This window comes from Leeuwenhoekiella sp. NPDC079379 (genome assembly GCF_044542075.1).
In the GTDB taxonomy this organism is placed as follows: Bacteria; Bacteroidota; Bacteroidia; order Flavobacteriales; family Flavobacteriaceae; genus Leeuwenhoekiella.
This window is the reverse complement of sequence record NZ_JBITTU010000001.1, coordinates 558,997-578,025: the sequence shown is the minus strand read 5'-3', so window position 1 is coordinate 578,025 and position 19,029 is coordinate 558,997. Positions and strand designations below refer to the sequence as shown.

The following is a 19,029-nucleotide window of genomic DNA, read 5'->3' as shown; positions in this document are numbered from 1 at the left end:
TTACGAAAGGAATTTTCATCCAGATATCCTCTGTCTAAACATCTTAATAATTAGGATTTGACTTTACAACAAAAGCCCCTGGCAATACCCAGAAAATTGATGAATTTTTTGTTCCCGCCTCTGCCAAAACCTTCTGCAATATTATCCATCACAGATCATGAAGATATATTGATTTAATTTCTTAGTTCAAAATCATTCCTTAGTGCAGTAGTTTGTATTAATTGCCATATCTGTGTACATGTAGGCGTGCTTTCTTATAAACATCAAGCTCTTCGAATGAATTGTAATGTGCCATAACCTACAGAAAATGAATAATAATGACAATAAAAATAATAATTAACTTTTATTCACAACCGTACTCGAAGCCTGATCAACACTCATAACAACCAGGTCTGCTATATTTACATGATACGGTCTGGTAACTACAAAATGAATGATATCTGCAACATCTTCGGCTTGTAAAGGTTTAAATCCTTGATATACTTTGCCGGCTTTACCATCATCTCCTTTAAATCGCACTTTGCTAAATTCGGTTTCTACCATTCCCGGATGTACTGCTCCTACCCGAATGTTATAACCATTTAAGTCTATGCGCATTCCTTGATTTATTGCATCTACAGCGTGCTTACTAGCACAATAAACATTACCCTTAGGATACACTTCTTTTGCAGCAGTAGAGCCAATGTTTATTATATGACCGGTATTTGCTTCAATCATTTTAGGAATAATCATATTGCTTACATATAATAAACCTTTTACATTTATATCTAGCATAGCATCCCAGTCGTCTGTGCTACCATCTTGTAGGGTATCTAACCCGTGGGCATTGCCTGCATTGTTGATGAGAATATCTATTTGCTGAAAATCTATAGGCAAACCATTAATAGATTCTTGCACGATCTCTTTATCTCTCACGTCAAAACTTAGGATGTGTACCTTTACGTGCTTACTTAACTCTTTCTGCAGCGCTTGAAGACGATCCTGTCTTCTTCCGCAGAGAACAAGATTAATGTTGTTTGAGGCAAAAACGCGTGCTGTCGCGGCGCCAATACCACTAGTAGCACCGGTTATTAGAGCTGTTTTATTTGACATAGAATTTGATTTTTTAAACCCTAAAATTGATGAATCAAGATTTGAATTGCTACTAAAACTATATTAAACTTAATAAGTTTAAAAAGAACTGCTTTAAATGTACGTTGATTAAAATCTTTAGATCATTTATCTTTGAATTGCAATCTAAAAAGGGTTGCTTTTTTTTTGCAACATTTTAAAAAAAAGGCGGTCTCTTATGAAGCCCTTATAAAAGACTTCTAAGCCTTTATAATGTAGGGTTTTAACGATAGCTTAACAAAAACATTAGTAATAAAATTTAACCTTGTAGGCCTTAGAGTCATATAAAAATAGCATACATATTATGGAAAATACCAATGCGTCTGTTGATATAGGAGCGCTTAATGAAAAGATAGAAAGAGAGAGTGCGTTCGTTAAAATTCTTACGATGGAGATGAATAAAGTCATCGTAGGTCAAAAGCATATGATAGAGCGCCTGTTAATAGGTCTTTTAGGTCGTGGGCACATTTTACTAGAAGGGGTTCCCGGTTTAGCAAAAACACTCGCTATTAATACTCTTGCGCAAGCCGTACAAGGTAGTTTCAGTCGTATTCAGTTTACACCAGATTTGCTTCCGGCAGATGTTGTAGGTACGTTGATTTACAATATGAAACTCAATGATTTCAGTATAAAAAAGGGACCTATTTTTGCAAACTTTGTTCTTGCAGATGAGATAAACCGTGCTCCTGCAAAAGTGCAGAGTGCGTTGCTTGAAGCGATGCAGGAAAAGCAGGTGACCATTGGTGACGAGACCTTTAAATTAGACGCACCGTTTTTAGTAATGGCGACTCAAAACCCGGTAGAGCAAGAAGGTACCTACCCACTTCCAGAAGCACAGGTTGACCGTTTTATGCTTAAAACAGTTATTGACTATCCTAAAATTGAGGATGAGCAGTTAATCATACGTCAAAATTTAAAAGGATCTTACGAGAAAGTAAATGCTGTAGTAACGGTAGAGCAAATTCTAAGAGCTCAGGACGCTGTGCGTGAAGTATATATGGATGAGAAAATTGAGAAGTATATTCTTGATATTGTATTTGCAACCCGTTATCCCGAAAATTATAATCTTGCAGAACTTAAGCCTTTAATAAGCTTTGGTTCTTCACCTCGTGGTAGTATAAACCTGGCTACAGCAGCAAAATGTTATGCGTTTATTAAAGGTCGCGGGTATGTGATTCCTGAAGATGTACGAGCAATTATACATGACGTGTTGCGCCACCGTATAGGAATTACCTACGAGGCAGAAGCAGAAAATGTTACTACCGAAGAAATCATTAATAAGATCGTAAACGAGATTGAAGTACCATAAGAGCTGAAAATTCAAAGTAAAAAATTGAAAATTTAATTAAAACTGAAAAGCAATACTTTTTTCTTTTTAAGAAAAAGGATTAGGGAGAGCGGGTTTATGGATACTAAAGAGCTTTTAAAAAAAGTACGCAAAATAGAGATCAAGACCAGACGGTTATCTGATCATATTTTTGGTGGGGAATATCATTCTACATTTAAAGGTCGCGGGATGACCTTTAGCGAGGTGCGTCAATATCAATTTGGAGATGATGTACGTAATATAGACTGGAATGTTACTGCCCGCTACAGCGAGCCTTATGTAAAAGTTTTTGAAGAAGAGCGCGAACTTACAATGATGCTTGTTGCTGATGTTAGTGGTTCAGAATTTTTTGGTACAGACCAGCAGTTTAAATCTGAAATTGTTACTGAGGTTGCTGCCACGCTGGCGTTTTCGGCGATGCAGAATAATGATAAAATAGGATTGATTCTATTTTCTGATGGCATCGAACTTTATATTCCGCCTAAAAAAGGGAAATCTCATGTTTTGCGTATTATACGTGAATTATTAGAATTTAAACCAAAAAGTAAGCAAACCGATGTTGCGCAGGCACTAAAGTTTCTTTCGAGCGTGATGAAGAAAAAAGCGATAGTTTTTGTGCTTTCAGACTTTATTGCAGATGGTTACCGTGATACTATGAAAATCGCTGCAAAGCGTCACGACATTACGGGAATTCGTATCTACGACCAGCGCGAAGAAGAGATTCCTAGCCTGGGCGTTGTACAGATGGAAGATGAAGAAACTGGTGAGTTACTTCTTGTAAATACAACCTCTAAAAGCGTACGTAACAACTACTCAAAATATTATAAAGAACGGGTTGCATATTACAAAGAAAGCTTTACCCGTAGTGGTGCTGGCGTTATAGACGTGCGCACCGATGAGAGTTATGTAAAAAAATTATTAGGTTATTTTAAACGAAGAGGATAAGAGTACAATGAATAATAACCCCAATACATCCCTAAATAGTATTAACATAATCGCTTGTAACAAGATAATTTTATTCTGGATACTCATTTTTTTCGGAATAGGAAGTTCACACGCGCAACAAGTTAAAGGCACTATAGACAGTACTTCTATACGTATAGGAGCGCAAATCACGTATGAATTTCAAGTAGAGGCAGACGCTAAGGATCTTGTGATTTTTCCCGAAGGACAAACTTTTTCTCCTTTAGAGATGATCGAATCATATAAAGTAGATACCTCATTTACAGGGGCAAAAATGAGTCTTATAAAGCGCTATGGCCTAACCCAATTTGATAGTGGTTCCTACACCATACCACGCCAACTTGTTACGATAAATCAACAGCCTTTTTACACAGATTCTATTGCTATTGAGGTTAACAATGTGCAAGTAGATACCACAAAACAAGGTCTTTATGATATTAAAGATATTGTTGAAGTTGATCACGCTACTAGTAAAGTGTGGGAATATCTCCTTTATTTTTTAATCATTGCGTTATTAATAGGAGTGTTCTTATTTTTTATAATACATAGAAGTCGTAAAAAAGCTGAAGCAGAGCGTAAATTGCCACCTTTTGAGCAAGCTTTATTTTCTCTTCGGAAACTTGACGAAGAATATAAAGAACCCACTCGCGGCATAGATCAACAGGAAGTTACAAAGGCTTACTATTCTAAACTTACAGAAATAATAAGACGTTATCTAGATGAAGAAGTTTACAACCGTTCTATGGAAAGTACTTCGGCAGAATTAATAGATAAACTATTACAGGAAAAACAATTGGGTAAAATAGATCTGAGTAAAGAAACCATTCTAAAACTAGATCAGATTCTAAAACGAGCAGACCTTAGTAAGTTTGCACGTATGTCACCGGGTAGCGGTCAGACCGAAGCAGATCGTATTGTAGCAGAGGAGATTGTCAAAGAGACAAAAGAAGCAATTCCTGCACCTACTGAAGAAGAGTTAATGCGTGATGCTGCTTATCGTGAAGCTTTGGCAAAACGCAGGAAGCGTAGATTAATTATTTCAAGTATTGTAGGTGTTTTTACTATTCTAGTACTAGCGACGGGTATTTTAGTAGCTGTTAAAGGCTTTGATTTTGTAAAAGATAATTTTATAGGTCACCCTTCAAAAGATTTATTAGAAGGTGATTGGGTGCGTAGTGAATATGGCTATCCTCCTGTTATTGTAAGTACACCGCGAATATTAGAGCGTAATGAAATTCCTATTCCAGACTCGTTAAGAACTCAGATGGATATGAGCACCTTTACTTACGGAAGCTTAATCGATCAATTTTATATAGTAGTTAATAACACGCGTTACGGAGGTGATCAGGAGGCAGATTTAGAAAAAGCAACTCAAGGTTTCATAAGTACTTTAGAAGCTAGTGGTGCAAAAAATCTAATCGTTAAAACCGAAGAGTATACCACACCCGAAGGAACAAAGGGACTTCGTGTGTTTGGCTCAGGAGCATTTCCTGACGCACTAAATAATAAGAAATTTAGTCCAGGTTCTTACGAGATGTTATTATTTACTGCTCCGGGAGTATTGCAGCAAGTTCTTGTCGCCTGGCGAGATGATGATAAATATGCTATAGATATGGCAGCACGTATCATTAATTCTGTAGAATTACAAAAAACAGTACCTACCGATGTTAAGTAATTTTGAATTTCAAAATCCTGAGTTTTTTTGGTTGCTGTTACTAATTCCGGTAGTAGCAGTCTGGTATTTCTTTAAAAGTAATAAAGTAACTGCGCAGGTCAAAATTTCTAGCTTAAAAGGGTTTAAAGCAGGAAGCGGTTTCTTAGCAAAATTAAGACCCATACTTTTTGTGTTAAGACTTCTTGCTGTAGCTTTTATAATAGTAGCTCTGGCACGTCCTCGCACTGTAGATGTCTCTACACGTACTAAAACTACGAGAGGTATAGATATAGCTATTGCAATAGATGTATCGGCGAGTATGTTAGCTAAAGATTTAAGGCCAAACAGACTTGAGGCATTAAAAGATGTAGCTGCAGAATTTATTAAACAGCGTCCTAACGACCGTATAGGTCTGGTAGAATATGCCGGCGAAAGTTATACACGTACTCCCATCACAAGTGATAAGAGTATTGTGTTGAGTTCGCTAAACGACATTAGATACAACAGTATTATTGAGGGAGGTACTGCTATAGGTATGGGGCTTGCAACTTCAGTAAACCGTTTAAAAGACAGCAAAGCAAAAAGCAAAGTCATTATTTTAATGACAGACGGTGTTAATAATGCGGGCTTTATTGAGCCGGTTACAGCTAGTGAATTAGCGGTTGAGTTTGGTATTAAAGTATATACTATAGGTTTAGGTACAAATGGTACTGCGCTTTCTCCTGTAGCTTTGCGGCCAGATGGTAGTTTTCAATATGGGAGTATTCCTGTAGAAATTGATGAGACCTTGCTTAAAGAAATAGCAGATAAAACTGGTGGACTTTACTTTAGAGCCACAGATAATGAGTCTTTAGAGGAGATTTATGCAGAGATTAATAAGCTTGAGAAGACAGATGTTGAGGAGTTTAAGTACACTAATTATGAAGAAAAGTATCGCCCATTAGTGATTTTGGCCGGTTTGCTACTTCTTTTTGAGCTCTTGCTTAGAAATACAGTATTTAGAAGTTTTGTATAGTTAGAAATAGTAATAACAGTAATAATTTAGTTTGTGTATTTACTAGAAGAAAAAATATGGTTTTGGGCGCTATTGGCAATACCGCTGATAGTAGTATTGTTTTTTGCAGTTGCGTTATGGAAACGCAGCGCTCAAAAACGATTTGCAGCAAATAGAACGTTATTTAATCAGTTAACACCTAATCGCTCTGTTTTTAAGCCGGTATTCAAGTTGGTCATAATCTGTTTGGCAATTGCATTTATGGTGATCGCATTGGTTAATCCTAAAATAGGAACCAAGCTTGAGACGGTAAAACGAGAAGGGGTAGATGTAGTTTTTGCGGTGGATGTATCTAAAAGTATGGATGCAGAAGATATTGCACCAAGCCGTATAGACAAAGCAAAACAACTCGTGGCACAGGTTATTAATAATCTGGGAAGCGACCGTGTGGGCATTATCGCTTATGCAGGAAGCGCATACCCGCAGTTGCCTATAACAACAGATTACAGCAGTGCAAAGATGTTTCTCAATTCGATGAATACAGATATGTTATCGAGCCAGGGAACCGCAATTAAAGATGCTATTGAGCTCGCTAAAACCTATTATAATGATGAGGAGCAGACAAATCGCGTTTTGGTAATTATCTCAGATGGCGAAGATCATGAAGGTGATGTTGCCGCTATCGCAGAATCTGCTGAAGAAGTAGGTATTAGAATTTTTACCATTGGTGTGGGTACAGAGGCTGGTGACCGCATCCCGTTAAAACGTAATGGAGTTATCCAATCTTATAAGAAAGATCAAAATGGGGAAACGGTAATTACTAAGCTAGATCCTGCAATTTTACAGGAGATTGCCGCTTCTGCAAAGGGTGAGTATATAAACGGAAATAGTACTCAAGATGTTGTAGATAAGATGGGTACAGCACTCAATCAAATGGATAAAAAGGAGTTTGAAGCAAAACAATTTGCAGACTTTAAAGATCAGTTTCAGTGGTTTTTAGGAGCGGCATTATTGTTGCTTGTTTTAGATGTATTCCTTTTAGAGCGCAAAACCGCCTGGGTGCGAAAATTGAATTTGTTTAATGAGAATACGACTAAGTCTTAAACAAAAGTTGATGATGATGAAGAGAAATAATTTAAATAAAACATACATTTTAGGAATTTTATTATTCCTGATTTCGGTGACCGTTTCCGCGCAAAGCGATAAACCAGATCCGGCAATTTTAGAGGCGCAGGATTTTGTTGCAGATGGTAATGAAGCGTTTGTTTCTAAAGAATTTACTATTGCAGAAACTTCCTATAGAAAAGCAGTGGCGAAGAATCCTGCTAATACCACTGCAAAATACAATATGGGCAATAACTACTACCGCAATAAAAAATATGCAGAAGGGATGACGCGTTACATTCAGGCTGCTGAGGTTGCACAAACTAAAGCCGAAAAACATAAAGCCTTTCATAATTTAGGCAATGCTTTTTATCAGCAAAAAGATTATAAGAAAGCGGTTGAAGCTTATAAAAATGCTCTACGCAATGATCCTACAGATGAAGAAACCCGTTATAATCTAGCTCTGGCTAAAAAAGAAGAAGAGAAAAACGGCGGAGGCGGCGGTGATGATCAGAAAGATGATAATAAAGACAAGGGCGACGACCAAAAAGACAAAAATGGGGACGGCGACGATGAGAAAAGTGATGATGGCAAGCCAAAAGATTCTGATGATGAAGGAGATAAAAAGGATAAGGGCGACGAGAATAAAGATGATAAAGGTAAACCTGAAGATAAGGAGGGAGATAAACCTAAAGATGGCAAAGACGGCGACAAGCCTAAAGAACAGCCTCAACCGCAGCCCGGTCAGGGTCAATTGTCACCCCAGCAGGTAAAAAGTTTACTTGAGGCGATGAAGAATGAGGAGAATAAAGTTCAGGATAAAATGAATGCCCAGAAAGTTAAAGGAGCAAAAGTCAAAACAGATAAAGACTGGTAGTTAACAGAGTTGTATATAAATTTAGCCTGTTTAAGGCAAAGCAGAAGTTATAATGAAGATGAAGCTAAAATTTTTGCTGATTGTTTTTTTTGCCGGTTTCTCTGCCTGGTCTCAGGTAAAGTTTGATGCCGTAGTTAGTAAAGAAACATTAGGAGTTAATGAGCGCTTACGTGTAGATTTTGAGATGAATGAAGATGGAGACAACTTTAGACCTCCCAGTTTTCAAGGGTTTGTAGTTGTAGGTGGACCTAATCAATCTATTAGTAAACAATGGATAAACGGTAAATCTAGTTTCTCTAAGACATTCTCGTATTTTTTACAGCCTAAAGGCACGGGTAAGTTGCAAATAGGTGCTGCAGAAATAGAAATAAACAATACAGTTTATAAAACCCTACCTATAGAAATAAATGTTACTGGAGCAGTAGAACTGGCTAAAGATCCTAATGATCCCGCATCTTCTGCGGCAGAAAATGTGCATCTGGTTGCTGAGGTTTCTAAATCTAATCCCTATTTAAATGAAGCGATCACCGTTGTTTATAAGCTGTATGTTTCTCGCGAAACAGCTGTAAACGGATGGAATGAAATAGACGCGCCCAAGTTTGCCGATTTCTGGAGCCAAAGCTTAGATGAGAAGCAATTTAAAGTGTACGACGGGACCTTTAACGGCAAACCATATCGGTATGTGATTTTGAGAAGAACCTTATTATATCCTCAAAAAACAGGTGAATTGGATATTGAATCGCTTGCGCTCAATATTAATGTTGAAGCACCTACAAACAGACGCGATATTTTTGGTATGCGAATTACGCGACCGGCACAAATAACAGTGTCTGCACCTAAGAGAAAAATTAAGGTAAGAGAATTGCCAGAAGCTGGTAAGCCCGATAATTTTACGGGAGCTGTAGGTAAATTTGATTTTAGTGTAACTGCCAGTAAAACTAAACTGGATGCTCAGGATGCATTAGATTTGACACTTACTGCAAAAGGAAACGGAAATTTAAAACTCTTTAAACTTCCTAAGCCTACATTGCCAAGTGCATTAGAAGTTTATGAGCCCGAAAATCTACAGGATGTAAATGTATCTTTATCTGGTATGACCGGTAAAAATGAAGAGCGTTATACGATTGTTCCACAACGTAAAGGTGCATATCCTATACCACCTATACGCTTTTCTTATTTTGATCCCGTAACAGAGCGCTACAATACGGTAAGTAGTGACGAGATTGTAATTACTGTAGAAAATGGGCCAGATGCTCTAACTTCGGCTAATGGAGTGAATAAATCTCCTGTAAAAGCAGCTGTTCAGTTTAACTATATTAAATCGGAAGCAGATTTAGTAGCTCAAGATAAAGATTCATTCTTTATGAGCAAGCTGTTTTGGGGACTACTTGCAACTCCGTTAGTTTTAATTCCGTTTGCTATCTTTTTTGGTCGTAAGCGAGAAGCATATCAAAACGATATTAAAGGAAACAGGCTGCGTAAGGCAGATAAACTTGCCCGAAAGTACCTGGGAGAAGCAAAGAAAAACTTAGGTGATCAGAAGGCGTTTTATCTTGCTTTAGAGAAGTCATTACATAACTTTTTAAAGGCACGGTTAAATATTCAGACCAGTGATATGAGTAAGGAGCGCATAAGTAGATTACTACAGGAGCGTGGCGCAAACGTGAGTACTACCGCAGATTTTATTAAGTTACTTGAGAGTTGTGAATTTGCAAGATATACACCTGCGAGTATAGATGCTATGCAACAGGATTATAACAATGCCGGCAGTGTAATCTCTGAAATTGACAAGCAATTATGATAACACAGAATATGTATTATACCTATCGCAACCTAATTCTTGTTTTGTTATTGGGAGTAGTAACGATAAGCAGCAGCTTTGCACAAACTCCTGAGCAATTATTTCAAACCGGAAACTCCCAGTATGCACAGAACAATTTTGAGGCAGCTATTGTTAATTATGAGAAAGTTCTAGAGTCGGGTTACGCATCTGCCGCGGTATATTATAATCTGGCTAATGCTAATTATAAACTTAACCGTATAGCAGCAAGTGTCTATAATTATGAGAAAGCACTGGCTTTAAAACCTAATGATAAAGAGATTAAAAACAATTTACAGTTTGCCCAAAATATGACCATAGATGCGATAACCCCGTTGCCGCAAAATATATTTAAAAAATGGTATAACCAGATTCTGGGTGTTTTTACTATAGATGGCTGGGCAACCGTAACGGTGGTATTTATACTCATATTTACACTGAGTTTTTTAATCTATTTTTTTAATAAGGGAGTAGGTAGTAAGCGTATTTTCTTCACAGTGTCTTTTGTAGCACTGGGGCTAGGAGTATTGAGTTTAGCTCTTAGTTTTCAGGCAAAATCAAATGAAAATAATAGGGAATTTGCTATTGTTTTTTCGCCAGAGGCGGAAGTAAAAAGTGAACCCAATAATTCTGGTGAACAGACGTTTGTTCTGCACGAAGGCACTAAAGTACGAGTATTAGAGGAACAAGGGGAGTGGCAATTAGTACAACTTGCAGACGGTAAAGAGGGTTGGATGACTAAAACAGTTTTAAAGACGCTTTAGATTTATCGTAAAATTAAGATTTCTTTAAGAACACTTCGCTACTTTTACTAACTTGTAAAAAATAATGAGAATTTGCACTTAAGAACCTGTTTTTTTCTTTTTCTATTTGTGGCTTTTTTAGTCACACCGGCTGTTGTATCTATTGTTCAGAAAGATGCCAAGTCATTAGTCATTCCTATGACTGAAGAAGAAAAAGGTTCTAATACCGCAAATGAGCTTGAAAAAAATACAAAAATCACGCACGATTACTTAGTGTTCTCATTCATCGAGTTCAAGGAGCAGAAGGCTATTGTTTATACGTACAATCAGTTTGCGTATAGTATATATCTAGACCCTGCATCTCCTCCCCCCAAAGCTTAGTTAACTTCCCTAATATAACCTAGAAAATTTTCCCTTCTTACATCGTGTAATGAGGGTATACGCTATTATATAAAATTTAAAAATTTCGAAATAATGATAACTTCAGCAATAAATAAACAGATTCAAGATGGCTTAACACCAGATGCTGTACTAAAAGATTTAGTACAGGGTAATGAGCGTTTTGTAAATAAAGAAATGCATCAAAGAGACTTTAGCGCTCAAATAAAAGATACTACGGGCGGGCAATGGCCTAAAGCGGTAATACTAGGGTGTATTGATTCTAGAGTGCCTGTAGAAATGGTTTTTGATCAAGGGTTAGGTGATATTTTTGTGTCTAGAGTTGCAGGTAATTTTGAGAATGCAGATATGCTGGGCAGTATGGAATATTCTTGCAAAGTTGCGGGGAGCAAACTTGTAATGGTGCTAGGTCACGAGTCGTGTGGTGCTGTAAAAGCTGCTTGTGATGATGTTAAATTAGGTAACATTACCCATTTGCTAAGCAATATTAAACCTGCTGTTGAATACACAAAAACTAACGGAGAGCGTAATTCTAAAAATGATGAATTTGTCGCTGGTGTAGTTGAGAATAATGTGAAACTTACAATAGACCGCATCCGTGAGAAAAGTGAAGTTCTAAAAGAAATGGAGGATGCCGGAGAGATTAAAATTGTGGGAGGTGTTTATTCTATCACTACAGGTAAAGTAACGTTAATCTAATAAGTAACCAACCATGTTTAAAAATTTAAAAAACGATTTTCCGGCTAGTGTAGTCGTATTTTTTGTTGCGCTTCCTCTATGTTTAGGTATTGCATTAGCAAGTGGCGCTCCCTTATTTTCAGGATTAATAGCAGGTATCGTTGGTGGTGTCGTTGTGGGAGCAATGAGTGGCTCTAGCCTGGGTGTTAGTGGTCCTGCTGCTGGGTTATCTGCAATTGTATTAGTTGCAATCTCTACGCTTGGAGGTTACGAAAATTTACTTGTAGCAGTAGTTTTGGGAGGTGCAATACAATTATTATTTGGAGTTTTAAAAGCTGGGATTATTGGATATTATTTTCCTTCCTCGGTTATAAAAGGAATGTTGACCGGTATAGGTATCATAATTATACTAAAGCAAATCCCACATTTTTTTGGTTATGATTCTGATCCCGAAGGAGACTGGGCATTCTTTCAGGTAGATGGTAGAAATACCTTTACTGAAATAGGGCAAATATTTGATAGTATAAGTCCGGGTGCAACTGCCATTGCATTTGTAGCCATGTTTATTCTTATTCTTTGGGATGCAGTACTTAGTAAGAAGGGGAAGATTTTCAAATTAGTACAAGGTCCTTTAGTTGCTGTAGTGTTAGGTATTCTATATTACATATTTACTCAGGATTCTGAAGCCTGGGGTATTTCTAATGATCATTTAGTAAAAGTACCTGTACCAGATGATTTTGACTCATTTATAGGTCAATTTACGTTTCCTAACTTTAGCGTTATCACAGAGCCTCAGATATGGATAACCGCATTTACAATTGCTCTTGTTGCGAGTCTAGAAACCTTACTTTGTGTGGAGGCTACAGATAAACTAGATCCAAAAAAACGCACAACGCCTACAAACCGCGAACTTTTTGCACAAGGTGCCGGTAATATAATTTCGGGAATGATTGGAGGACTGCCAATAACACAGGTAATTGTACGTAGTTCTGCAAATATTCAATCTGGTGGTCAAACTAAAATGTCTGCGATAATTCACGGGTTTTTATTATTGATCTCTGTAATATTAGTTCCTAACGTGCTAAACCTAATTCCGCTCTCTGTATTGGCTGCGGTATTATTTTTAGTAGGTTATAAGCTTGCTAAGCCTTCAACATTTAAACGTATGTGGACTTTAGGTTGGAAACAATTTATTCCTTTTATTATAACAGTACTAGGTATTGTATTTGCAGATTTACTTGTGGGTATTAGTTTAGGTCTTGCAGTAGGAATCGTTGTTATTCTTATTAAAAATTATCAGAATTCCCACTTTTTACATATTGTAAGAGAAGAGGAAACAGGACTTGATGTTGTAAAAATGACTTTAGCCGAAGAGGTGACTTTTATAAATAAAGGGGCCATTATGAAAGAGTTAAACAATCTACACGAAAATTCATTTTTAGAAATTGACGTGCGCAAAACGCGTTATCTAGATCAAGATATTATAGAGATTTTAGATGATTTCAGTTTTAGAGCACAGGATAAAAATATAAACGTTAAGATTATTTCTGAGCGCGGTACTATTGAAAACCCAGAAAGCTATGAGCAATTTTTTAGCCAGGCAAAGAAAGACAATCTGAAGGTTTCTGCATAAAGAAGCTGTTTGATAAAATGAAAACGCCGGTAATTACCGGCGTTTTTTATTTAATAATATTTCGTTTAAATGAGGTCTAAATTAAGCAGGCTCGAGTTCTAATTGAGAATTCACAGGATCTTCCGTTTTTAGCTTATCTACTTCTCTAAGTAAATTAGGCAGTACTAAAGGAGCTATGGGTTGTATAGCATTATAGACAATAGATTCTTCTCTAATTTTATCGTCTATAATAGTCATTGTAACTGCAGAACTAAACATAATAATTACACTTAGTATAAAGGCTACTTTTAGTAGACCAAATAGCCCACCCAGGATTTTATTGACTACGCCTAACATAATTAGAGACGCAACCTTAGTTAATAAGCGAGCGGCTAGACTAATAATTAGTACTATGATTATAAAAGTAAGTGCAAAAGCAAGTAGATTTATAGTCTGCTCACTCCAGTCTACCTTATCGTTAAGATAATCTACAGCGTAGTATGAGAAATGAATTGCACCATAAACACCAATTACTAAAGCAATAATTGATGCCAGCTCAATTAGAAGTCCATTTTTAATGCCTTTATAAAGGCCTAGAATCAAAAAAATCCCTAGAATAATATCAAGATAGTTCATACGTTAAAAATACTATTTTTAAGAAGCTTGTTGATTATATTTGCGGCTATGGCAAGAGATGAACAACTTAAAGAACGCTGGGACCAGATAGTAACAAAACTCTCTGCACGGTTTGCAGATGGTGATACATTAGATCTTGATGCGATTATATATTTAATAGGGGTGCAGGAATTAGGGCAACCCGGTAAAAAATTTAAAAAGGACGATAAGCTTGATTTAATGCATATTGCAATCTGTAGATTGTTAGAGCCTTTTGGCTATTATAAATTTGATTATCAAGATGCAGATGGGTGGCCTCATTATGAAGTTATAGATCAATTACCTACACTTAAATCTGGTGAGCAATCTTTGCTTATGAAAGAGGCTATTGTACAGTATTTTTTAGAAAAAGAATTAGTTCATTAATTCAGAGTAATTCAGCCTATGCTATTAGCGCTATTGCAGGATGTATTTCCTAATGATACAGGTCCTATTTATAAAGAGACTATTGCGGGTCGATTTCCTGTAGAGCCTTTTAACACATATAGTAACCTCATTTTTCTATTTATCGTAATCTATTTTGGAATACGTATATATAAAGAGCCTAAGAATCAATGGTTTTTAATGCTTACGCTTCCCTTTATATTTATTGGGTATATAGGAGGTACATTATATCACGGGTTGCGTAGTTCTGAGGCTTATTTGCTTATTGATTGGGTGCCTATACGAGGTCTTAGTTTTGCAGCTATATTATATTTTGTTTTTAAATGGAAAGATACCTGGAAGAAACGTCTCTTTTTTATAGTGGCAATAGGTTTAGCTTTTATTGGGTTGAGGTATTTACCTGTAAGTGAAAATTTAGAACATAATTTAGGTTATTTAATAAGCGCACTTACTATACTTATACCTATACTCGGCTATTTATCTAAAACTAACTGGCGTAATGCACGACCTGCTATTATAGCTTTTGTGATTTTTGGCTTTGCTGTAGTGTTTAGAGTACTTGATAACAGACTTGATTTTGAAATATTTTGGATGGGAACCCATTGGTTATGGCACCTTTTTGGCGGCACTGCTGTTTTCTTTATACTCTTATATATTTTTAGAGACAATAAAGCCCAAGCCACCTATATTTCTTAAATTTGTGCCTTCCTAATTTAAAGGAATTATGCTAGAAAAAATAAAAGAGCTTATCGCAGAAGCGGAAGCGTTTACAACTACATCACTCGAAGAAACAGAATCTTTCAGAATTAAATTTTTAGGGAAGAAAGGTTTGTTTAATGAGTATTTCTCTGAATTTAAGAATATACCCAACGAAGAGAAAAAAGAATTTGGGCAAACGATAAACACCCTTAAAACGGTAGTTCAAGAGAAAGTAGATGCGTTGAAAGCTAGTCTTGAGGTAGTAGAAGATAAAGGTATTTATGGTGATTTAACCAGACCCGGAGAGCCTGTAGTATTAGGTTCACGTCATCCTATATCTATTGTTAAGAATCAAATCATTGATATATTCTCACGTATAGGTTTTGATGTGTCTGAAGGTCCTGAGATTGAAGATGACTGGCATAATTTTACGGCACTTAACTTGCCAGAATATCACCCTGCACGTGATATGCAGGATACATTCTTTATACAAACAGATCCAGACGTTTTGTTGCGTACGCATACTTCATCTGTACAAGTACGTTATATGGAAGCTAATAAGCCGCCAATACGTACAATTTCTCCAGGTCGAGTATACCGTAATGAAGCAATATCTGCTCGTTCACATTGCTTTTTTCATCAGGTAGAAGGCTTGTATATAGATAAAGATGTTTCATTTGCAGACTTGAAGCAAACGCTTCAGCATTTTACGACAGAGATGTTCGGAAAAAGTAAAATACGCTTAAGACCTTCTTATTTTCCATTTACAGAGCCTAGTGCAGAAGTAGATGTGTATTGGGGTCTTGAGACGGAGACAGATTACAAAATGACTAAGGGAACCGGCTGGTTAGAAATTATGGGCTGCGGAATGGTAGACCCTAATGTACTTGAAAATTGCGGTATAGATTCTAAAGAATATAGTGGTTTCGCATTTGGTATGGGCATAGATCGTATCGCTTTATTATTACATCAGATATCAGACATCCGTTTGCTTAGTGAAAACGATTTACGCTTCTTAAATCAGTTTAAGAGCGCTCTTTAAACAGTTATAAACTTACCTCCTGCGGAAACTTCCTCAGGTTTATAAAATAGTAGTTGCTATGAAAAAGTATCTTGTAATTGCGGTTCTTGCTATCGCACTTGTCGCTGTAGCTTATTTGACGTTTGTCATAGCAGCTATTAAAATTATGATAGGAAGTATATTCTTAGGGATAATGGCACTTGCGCTTTTAGCTTTATGGATTATGTGGAAAGTAAACGACTAATATGCGTAAAGATATTAATATACCTGAGGTTTCTGGTGTTTACATTGCTGCGGTAAAGGAGTTTAATGAAGACCACCGTACGACAGACTGGAATGCCTACATCACAAACGATACAGCGCACCATTTAGAGTTGGTTATGATTGTCTCTAACGGGTATAGTTCAAATCAAGTGACGAGTCAAATGCGTCATAAATTAGAGAAGCTGCCTTCAAAATCCTTTGCTAAAATTGAATTTATTGAAGATAGTGTTCTTGAGCTTACAAATCAGTTTGCAGTTACCTATTTTCTAGACGGAAAACTTTACGAAAAAACATTTGTTTTTGCAGCGGGTAGTATACAAGATCATAATTTAGGCCCTGTGCCTGCCATGCTAAAAGAAGGTGTGCTGGCAGAGTAATTAATCTACTTTTTCAGTAAGCTTGATAAATGTTTTTTTTGGGTCTTTTCCTTTGTATAGGATGTCGTAAACAGCGTCAATAATGGGTGTTTTAGCACCTAATTTTTCATTTATTTTGAAAGCACTTTCGGCTGCATAGTAGCCCTCTGCAACCATACTCATTTCCATTTGAGCGCTTTTAACCGTATAGCCTTTACCTATCATATTACCAAACATTCTATTGCGGCTAAATACAGAATAACCCGTCACCAATAAATCTCCCAAGTAGGCAGAATCGTTTATGTTACGCTTCATTTTATGCACTTTTTTGATAAACTTTTTCATCTCGCGTATCGCATTGCTCATTAATACACTTTGAAAGTTATCGCCATAGCCCAGGCCGTGAGCTATACCGGCAGCAATTGCATAAATATTTTTAAGCATTGCAGCATACTCAGTGCCTATCGTGTCATCGCTTATGGTAGTTTTAATATAATCGCTGCTTAAATACTTTGCCATTACTTTTGCGTGGGCTTCATCTGCACAAGCAATCGTGAGGTAAGAAAGGCGCTCAAGAGCCACTTCTTCTGCGTGACAAGGACCGGTGATTACTCCTATATTTTTAAAAGGGATATCATATTTATCGTGAAAATGCGCGCCTACAATTTGCCCAGTTTCAGGAACAATACCTTTAATAGCCGAAAAAACTATTTTATCCTTAAAACTAGCGGTTACCTGTTCTAATTCCTTACCCACAAATGCAGATGGTATCGCAAATATTAAATAGTCTGCGTATTCAATAATTTCATTAATATCATTACTTAGTTTCAATTGTGCAGGATTAAACTCTACCGCACTTAGGTAATTGGGATTGTGCTGTTCTTTCTTGATGTGTTCTAAAGCATAATTACTACGCATGTACCAACCTACCTCATTAAGGTTTTCTGATAACATTTTTACAATTGCCGTTGCCCAACTTCCGCCTCCTAAAACCCCAAATTTTAAGCTCATAATCTAATTTGTTTACTACCTCAAAAGTACAGATTTTCTAGCCCACCTAAAACCTTGAAAACCACCTCCATTATTTTTTGGCACGCGGTTTGGTTAACAGTTAATATAATTCACAAGCCAGACGTCAATGCTAAGAATTTACAGGAATAGTTATTTAGAAAACGATTCCTTGAGTTATTAACTTAAAAACTTACAATCATGAGAACTATAAAATTACTTAGCGGTTTTGCTCTTATACTGTCAATGTTTACATCGTGTTATACAGATGTCTATTTAGAAGATGAGGTGATTATTGAGCCACAACTATCTCTTGGGGAAGTTCTTAATTCGTATGAATTATGGTATGTAGATATAGAGCAAACTAAAGGTAATGCTGCAATTCCTTTTATGGAAAAAGCATTTACGTTATCATTTATAAACGGATACTTAAGAGCAAATAACAATCTGGTTGCAATAGGCGGTCAAGGTAATGGTTTTGGTATTCCGGTAGGCTATTATGATCTATTTGATTACGATCTTGATATTAGTCACGATATAGATGGTTTTTATTCTTTTGAAGTAAGCTTGTTAGCAAACGGAAGCATAGAATTATACAATAGACCATTGCGAACTTCTTACATACTTAAAGGATATCAACGCAACACTTTTGATTTTGACCGTATTTTTTACGACAACATCCATTTCTTTTTGCAGGAATATGCAGCGTGGGAAAAAATATACACCAGTAAACAAGGAGCCATTAACGAATTTGACGCAGAGAATTTCCTTCAGTTTTTACCGGCTTCAGATGGTGGAAATTTTGAAAGTTCTCAAGATCCTAACGGAACTTCTGTTAACTCGATTTACTGGGATTATACAGGAATATATGAAGTACAGGATGTTACTAATAATGCTTATTTAAAGACTCTTACGCTAGATTATGATTACTTTCAAAATGAATTTTTTGAGCTTTCTATTCTAGACGATTCAACAATCTCGTTATATCAACCTTCATCAGGTACTGAGTATCGTTTTAGAGGAAAAGGATATATAGCATACAAAACACCTGAAGAGGGGAAAAGCAGAGTTAAGCAAAGCGAAATAGAACAAACTATTAAGCAAATGAAAACGATAAAGAAGTAGATAATTTTTTGGTTGGTTAGTTAGAAATCGCTTTGAGAGTTTATTCTTAAGGCGATTTTTTTAATTTTTAGACGTAGCAACACTATGATTTTGATAAAACAGAAATGAAAAATGCAGCTTTAAAGATTCACATAGATTTAGATTACTCTTATTATACTCTTAAGATGCTATTTTGTAATTTACATTCTTAAAACTAACTAATACTAGAAATAAAGTT

At 36.4% G+C, this 19,029-nt stretch carries 20 protein-coding genes and 1 pseudogene; 17 read left to right on the top strand and 4 right to left on the bottom strand.

Annotated features, from left to right (window positions below; all coding sequences use genetic code 11):
* Positions 1-50: 50 nt before the first annotated feature.
* Both ACIGAM_RS02495 and ACIGAM_RS02490 read right to left on the bottom strand, forming a co-directional pair.
* Positions 51-149 (bottom strand): four helix bundle protein, encoded by a 99-nt coding sequence (locus tag ACIGAM_RS02495; RefSeq protein WP_396510085.1) that lies wholly within the window; start codon positions 147-149, stop codon positions 51-53.
* Between the two features lie 187 nt (positions 150-336).
* Complete coding sequence (locus ACIGAM_RS02490) at positions 337-1,092, bottom strand: SDR family NAD(P)-dependent oxidoreductase (protein WP_396509878.1); 756 nt, start codon at positions 1,090-1,092, stop codon at positions 337-339.
* A 322-nt stretch (positions 1,093-1,414) separates the two neighbouring features.
* Between ACIGAM_RS02490 and ACIGAM_RS02485 the strand changes: the two genes are divergently transcribed.
* The 11 genes and pseudogenes from ACIGAM_RS02485 to ACIGAM_RS02435 all read left to right on the top strand — a co-directional run bounded on the left by ACIGAM_RS02485 (position 1,415) and on the right by ACIGAM_RS02435 (position 13,301).
* Entirely contained in the window at positions 1,415-2,419 is a 1,005-nt protein-coding gene (locus ACIGAM_RS02485; protein ID WP_396509877.1) for an AAA family ATPase, read from the top strand.
* A 96-nt stretch (positions 2,420-2,515) separates the two neighbouring features.
* A complete protein-coding gene (locus ACIGAM_RS02480) occupies positions 2,516-3,382 on the top strand; it encodes a DUF58 domain-containing protein (protein WP_028376988.1) in 867 nt (288 codons plus the stop codon).
* A 7-nt stretch (positions 3,383-3,389) separates the two neighbouring features.
* Positions 3,390-5,075: a hypothetical protein gene (locus tag ACIGAM_RS02475; RefSeq protein ID WP_396509876.1), complete on the top strand. Its 1,686-nt coding sequence runs from the start codon at positions 3,390-3,392 to the stop codon at positions 5,073-5,075.
* A complete protein-coding gene (locus ACIGAM_RS02470; RefSeq protein WP_396509875.1) occupies positions 5,065-6,069 on the top strand; it encodes a VWA domain-containing protein in 1,005 nt (334 codons plus the stop codon). Before ACIGAM_RS02475 ends, ACIGAM_RS02470 begins: the two co-directional genes overlap by 11 nt.
* Positions 6,070-6,102: 33 nt before the next feature.
* Positions 6,103-7,152 carry a VWA domain-containing protein gene (locus tag ACIGAM_RS02465; RefSeq protein ID WP_396509874.1) on the top strand — a complete coding sequence of 350 codons (1,050 nt, stop codon included), beginning with the start codon at positions 6,103-6,105 and terminating at the stop codon, positions 7,150-7,152.
* Positions 7,130-8,029: a tetratricopeptide repeat protein gene (locus ACIGAM_RS02460; protein ID WP_396509873.1), complete on the top strand. Its 900-nt coding sequence runs from the start codon at positions 7,130-7,132 to the stop codon at positions 8,027-8,029. Before ACIGAM_RS02465 ends, ACIGAM_RS02460 begins: the two co-directional genes overlap by 23 nt.
* Before the next feature lie 58 nt (positions 8,030-8,087).
* Positions 8,088-9,830: a BatD family protein gene (locus tag ACIGAM_RS02455; RefSeq protein ID WP_396509872.1), complete on the top strand. Its 1,743-nt coding sequence runs from the start codon at positions 8,088-8,090 to the stop codon at positions 9,828-9,830.
* Complete coding sequence (locus tag ACIGAM_RS02450) at positions 9,827-10,612, top strand: SH3 domain-containing protein (protein WP_396509871.1); 786 nt, start codon at positions 9,827-9,829, stop codon at positions 10,610-10,612. The genes ACIGAM_RS02455 and ACIGAM_RS02450 overlap by 4 nt, the downstream gene beginning before the upstream one ends.
* A 108-nt stretch (positions 10,613-10,720) precedes the next feature.
* The gene (locus ACIGAM_RS02445; RefSeq protein ID WP_396509870.1) at positions 10,721-10,972 is read left to right on the top strand and encodes a hypothetical protein; all 252 of its coding nucleotides are present in this window, start codon (positions 10,721-10,723) and stop codon (positions 10,970-10,972) included.
* A 30-nt stretch (positions 10,973-11,002) separates the two neighbouring features.
* Positions 11,003-11,689, top strand: a pseudogene (locus ACIGAM_RS02440) (carbonic anhydrase family protein); the annotation flags it as partial.
* 13 nt (positions 11,690-11,702) lie between these two features.
* Entirely contained in the window at positions 11,703-13,301 is a 1,599-nt protein-coding gene (locus tag ACIGAM_RS02435; protein WP_396509869.1) for a SulP family inorganic anion transporter, read from the top strand.
* A gap of 81 nt (positions 13,302-13,382) precedes the next feature.
* Here the strand turns inward: ACIGAM_RS02435 and ACIGAM_RS02430 are convergent, their stop codons facing one another.
* Positions 13,383-13,916 (bottom strand): CvpA family protein, encoded by a 534-nt coding sequence (locus ACIGAM_RS02430; protein WP_396509868.1) that lies wholly within the window; start codon positions 13,914-13,916, stop codon positions 13,383-13,385.
* Positions 13,917-13,964: 48 nt separating this feature from the next.
* On the opposite strand from ACIGAM_RS02430, the gene ACIGAM_RS02425 reads away from it, so the two are divergent.
* From ACIGAM_RS02425 to ACIGAM_RS02405, 5 genes are read left to right on the top strand one after another with little or no spacing between them, the layout of a single operon-like run.
* A complete protein-coding gene (locus tag ACIGAM_RS02425) occupies positions 13,965-14,321 on the top strand; it encodes a hypothetical protein (RefSeq protein WP_396509867.1) in 357 nt (118 codons plus the stop codon).
* An 18-nt stretch (positions 14,322-14,339) separates the two neighbouring features.
* On the top strand, positions 14,340-15,035 hold the full coding sequence (locus ACIGAM_RS02420; protein ID WP_396509866.1) for a hypothetical protein: 696 nt from the start codon (positions 14,340-14,342) through the stop codon (positions 15,033-15,035).
* 28 nt (positions 15,036-15,063) lie between these two features.
* Positions 15,064-16,080, top strand: a complete 1,017-nt coding sequence (pheS, locus tag ACIGAM_RS02415) for a phenylalanine--tRNA ligase subunit alpha (RefSeq protein WP_396509865.1) — start codon at positions 15,064-15,066, stop codon at positions 16,078-16,080.
* A gap of 58 nt (positions 16,081-16,138) precedes the next feature.
* Positions 16,139-16,303: a hypothetical protein gene (locus ACIGAM_RS02410; protein WP_396509864.1), complete on the top strand. Its 165-nt coding sequence runs from the start codon at positions 16,139-16,141 to the stop codon at positions 16,301-16,303.
* A 1-nt stretch (position 16,304) separates the two neighbouring features.
* Positions 16,305-16,700 (top strand): hypothetical protein, encoded by a 396-nt coding sequence (locus ACIGAM_RS02405; RefSeq protein ID WP_396509863.1) that lies wholly within the window; start codon positions 16,305-16,307, stop codon positions 16,698-16,700.
* Here ACIGAM_RS02405 and ACIGAM_RS02400 read toward each other — a convergent pair whose 3' ends face one another.
* A complete protein-coding gene (locus ACIGAM_RS02400) occupies positions 16,701-17,690 on the bottom strand; it encodes an NAD(P)H-dependent glycerol-3-phosphate dehydrogenase (protein WP_396509862.1) in 990 nt (329 codons plus the stop codon).
* A gap of 198 nt (positions 17,691-17,888) precedes the next feature.
* Here ACIGAM_RS02400 and ACIGAM_RS02395 point away from each other — a divergent pair, with 198 nt between their 5' ends.
* Positions 17,889-18,812 (top strand): nicotinic acid mononucleotide adenyltransferase, encoded by a 924-nt coding sequence (locus ACIGAM_RS02395; RefSeq protein ID WP_396509861.1) that lies wholly within the window; start codon positions 17,889-17,891, stop codon positions 18,810-18,812.
* Positions 18,813-19,029: the final 217 nt, after the last annotated feature.

Bases quoted from the DNA above. Each gene is read 5' to 3' on its own strand.
- ACIGAM_RS02410 (WP_396509864.1), top strand. From the start codon at position 16,139: ATGAAAAAGTATCTTGTAATTGCGGTTCTTGCTATCGCACTTGTCGCT.
- ACIGAM_RS02485 (WP_396509877.1), top strand. From the start codon at position 1,415: ATGGAAAATACCAATGCGTCTGTTGATATAGGAGCGCTTAATGAAAAG.
- pheS (WP_396509865.1), top strand. From the start codon at position 15,064: ATGCTAGAAAAAATAAAAGAGCTTATCGCAGAAGCGGAAGCGTTTACA.
- ACIGAM_RS02405 (WP_396509863.1), top strand. From the start codon at position 16,305: ATGCGTAAAGATATTAATATACCTGAGGTTTCTGGTGTTTACATTGCT.
- ACIGAM_RS02455 (WP_396509872.1), top strand. From the start codon at position 8,088: ATGAAGCTAAAATTTTTGCTGATTGTTTTTTTTGCCGGTTTCTCTGCC.
- ACIGAM_RS02495 (WP_396510085.1), bottom strand. From the start codon at position 149: ATGGATAATATTGCAGAAGGTTTTGGCAGAGGCGGGAACAAAAAATTC.
- ACIGAM_RS02430 (WP_396509868.1), bottom strand. From the start codon at position 13,916: ATGAACTATCTTGATATTATTCTAGGGATTTTTTTGATTCTAGGCCTT.
- ACIGAM_RS02470 (WP_396509875.1), top strand. From the start codon at position 5,065: ATGTTAAGTAATTTTGAATTTCAAAATCCTGAGTTTTTTTGGTTGCTG.
- ACIGAM_RS02395 (WP_396509861.1), top strand. From the start codon at position 17,889: ATGAGAACTATAAAATTACTTAGCGGTTTTGCTCTTATACTGTCAATG.
- ACIGAM_RS02425 (WP_396509867.1), top strand. From the start codon at position 13,965: ATGGCAAGAGATGAACAACTTAAAGAACGCTGGGACCAGATAGTAACA.
- ACIGAM_RS02450 (WP_396509871.1), top strand. From the start codon at position 9,827: ATGATAACACAGAATATGTATTATACCTATCGCAACCTAATTCTTGTT.
- ACIGAM_RS02490 (WP_396509878.1), bottom strand. From the start codon at position 1,092: ATGTCAAATAAAACAGCTCTAATAACCGGTGCTACTAGTGGTATTGGC.
- ACIGAM_RS02400 (WP_396509862.1), bottom strand. From the start codon at position 17,690: ATGAGCTTAAAATTTGGGGTTTTAGGAGGCGGAAGTTGGGCAACGGCA.
- ACIGAM_RS02460 (WP_396509873.1), top strand. From the start codon at position 7,130: ATGAGAATACGACTAAGTCTTAAACAAAAGTTGATGATGATGAAGAGA.
- ACIGAM_RS02420 (WP_396509866.1), top strand. From the start codon at position 14,340: ATGCTATTAGCGCTATTGCAGGATGTATTTCCTAATGATACAGGTCCT.
- ACIGAM_RS02435 (WP_396509869.1), top strand. From the start codon at position 11,703: ATGTTTAAAAATTTAAAAAACGATTTTCCGGCTAGTGTAGTCGTATTT.
- ACIGAM_RS02480 (WP_028376988.1), top strand. From the start codon at position 2,516: ATGGATACTAAAGAGCTTTTAAAAAAAGTACGCAAAATAGAGATCAAG.
- ACIGAM_RS02475 (WP_396509876.1), top strand. From the start codon at position 3,390: ATGAATAATAACCCCAATACATCCCTAAATAGTATTAACATAATCGCT.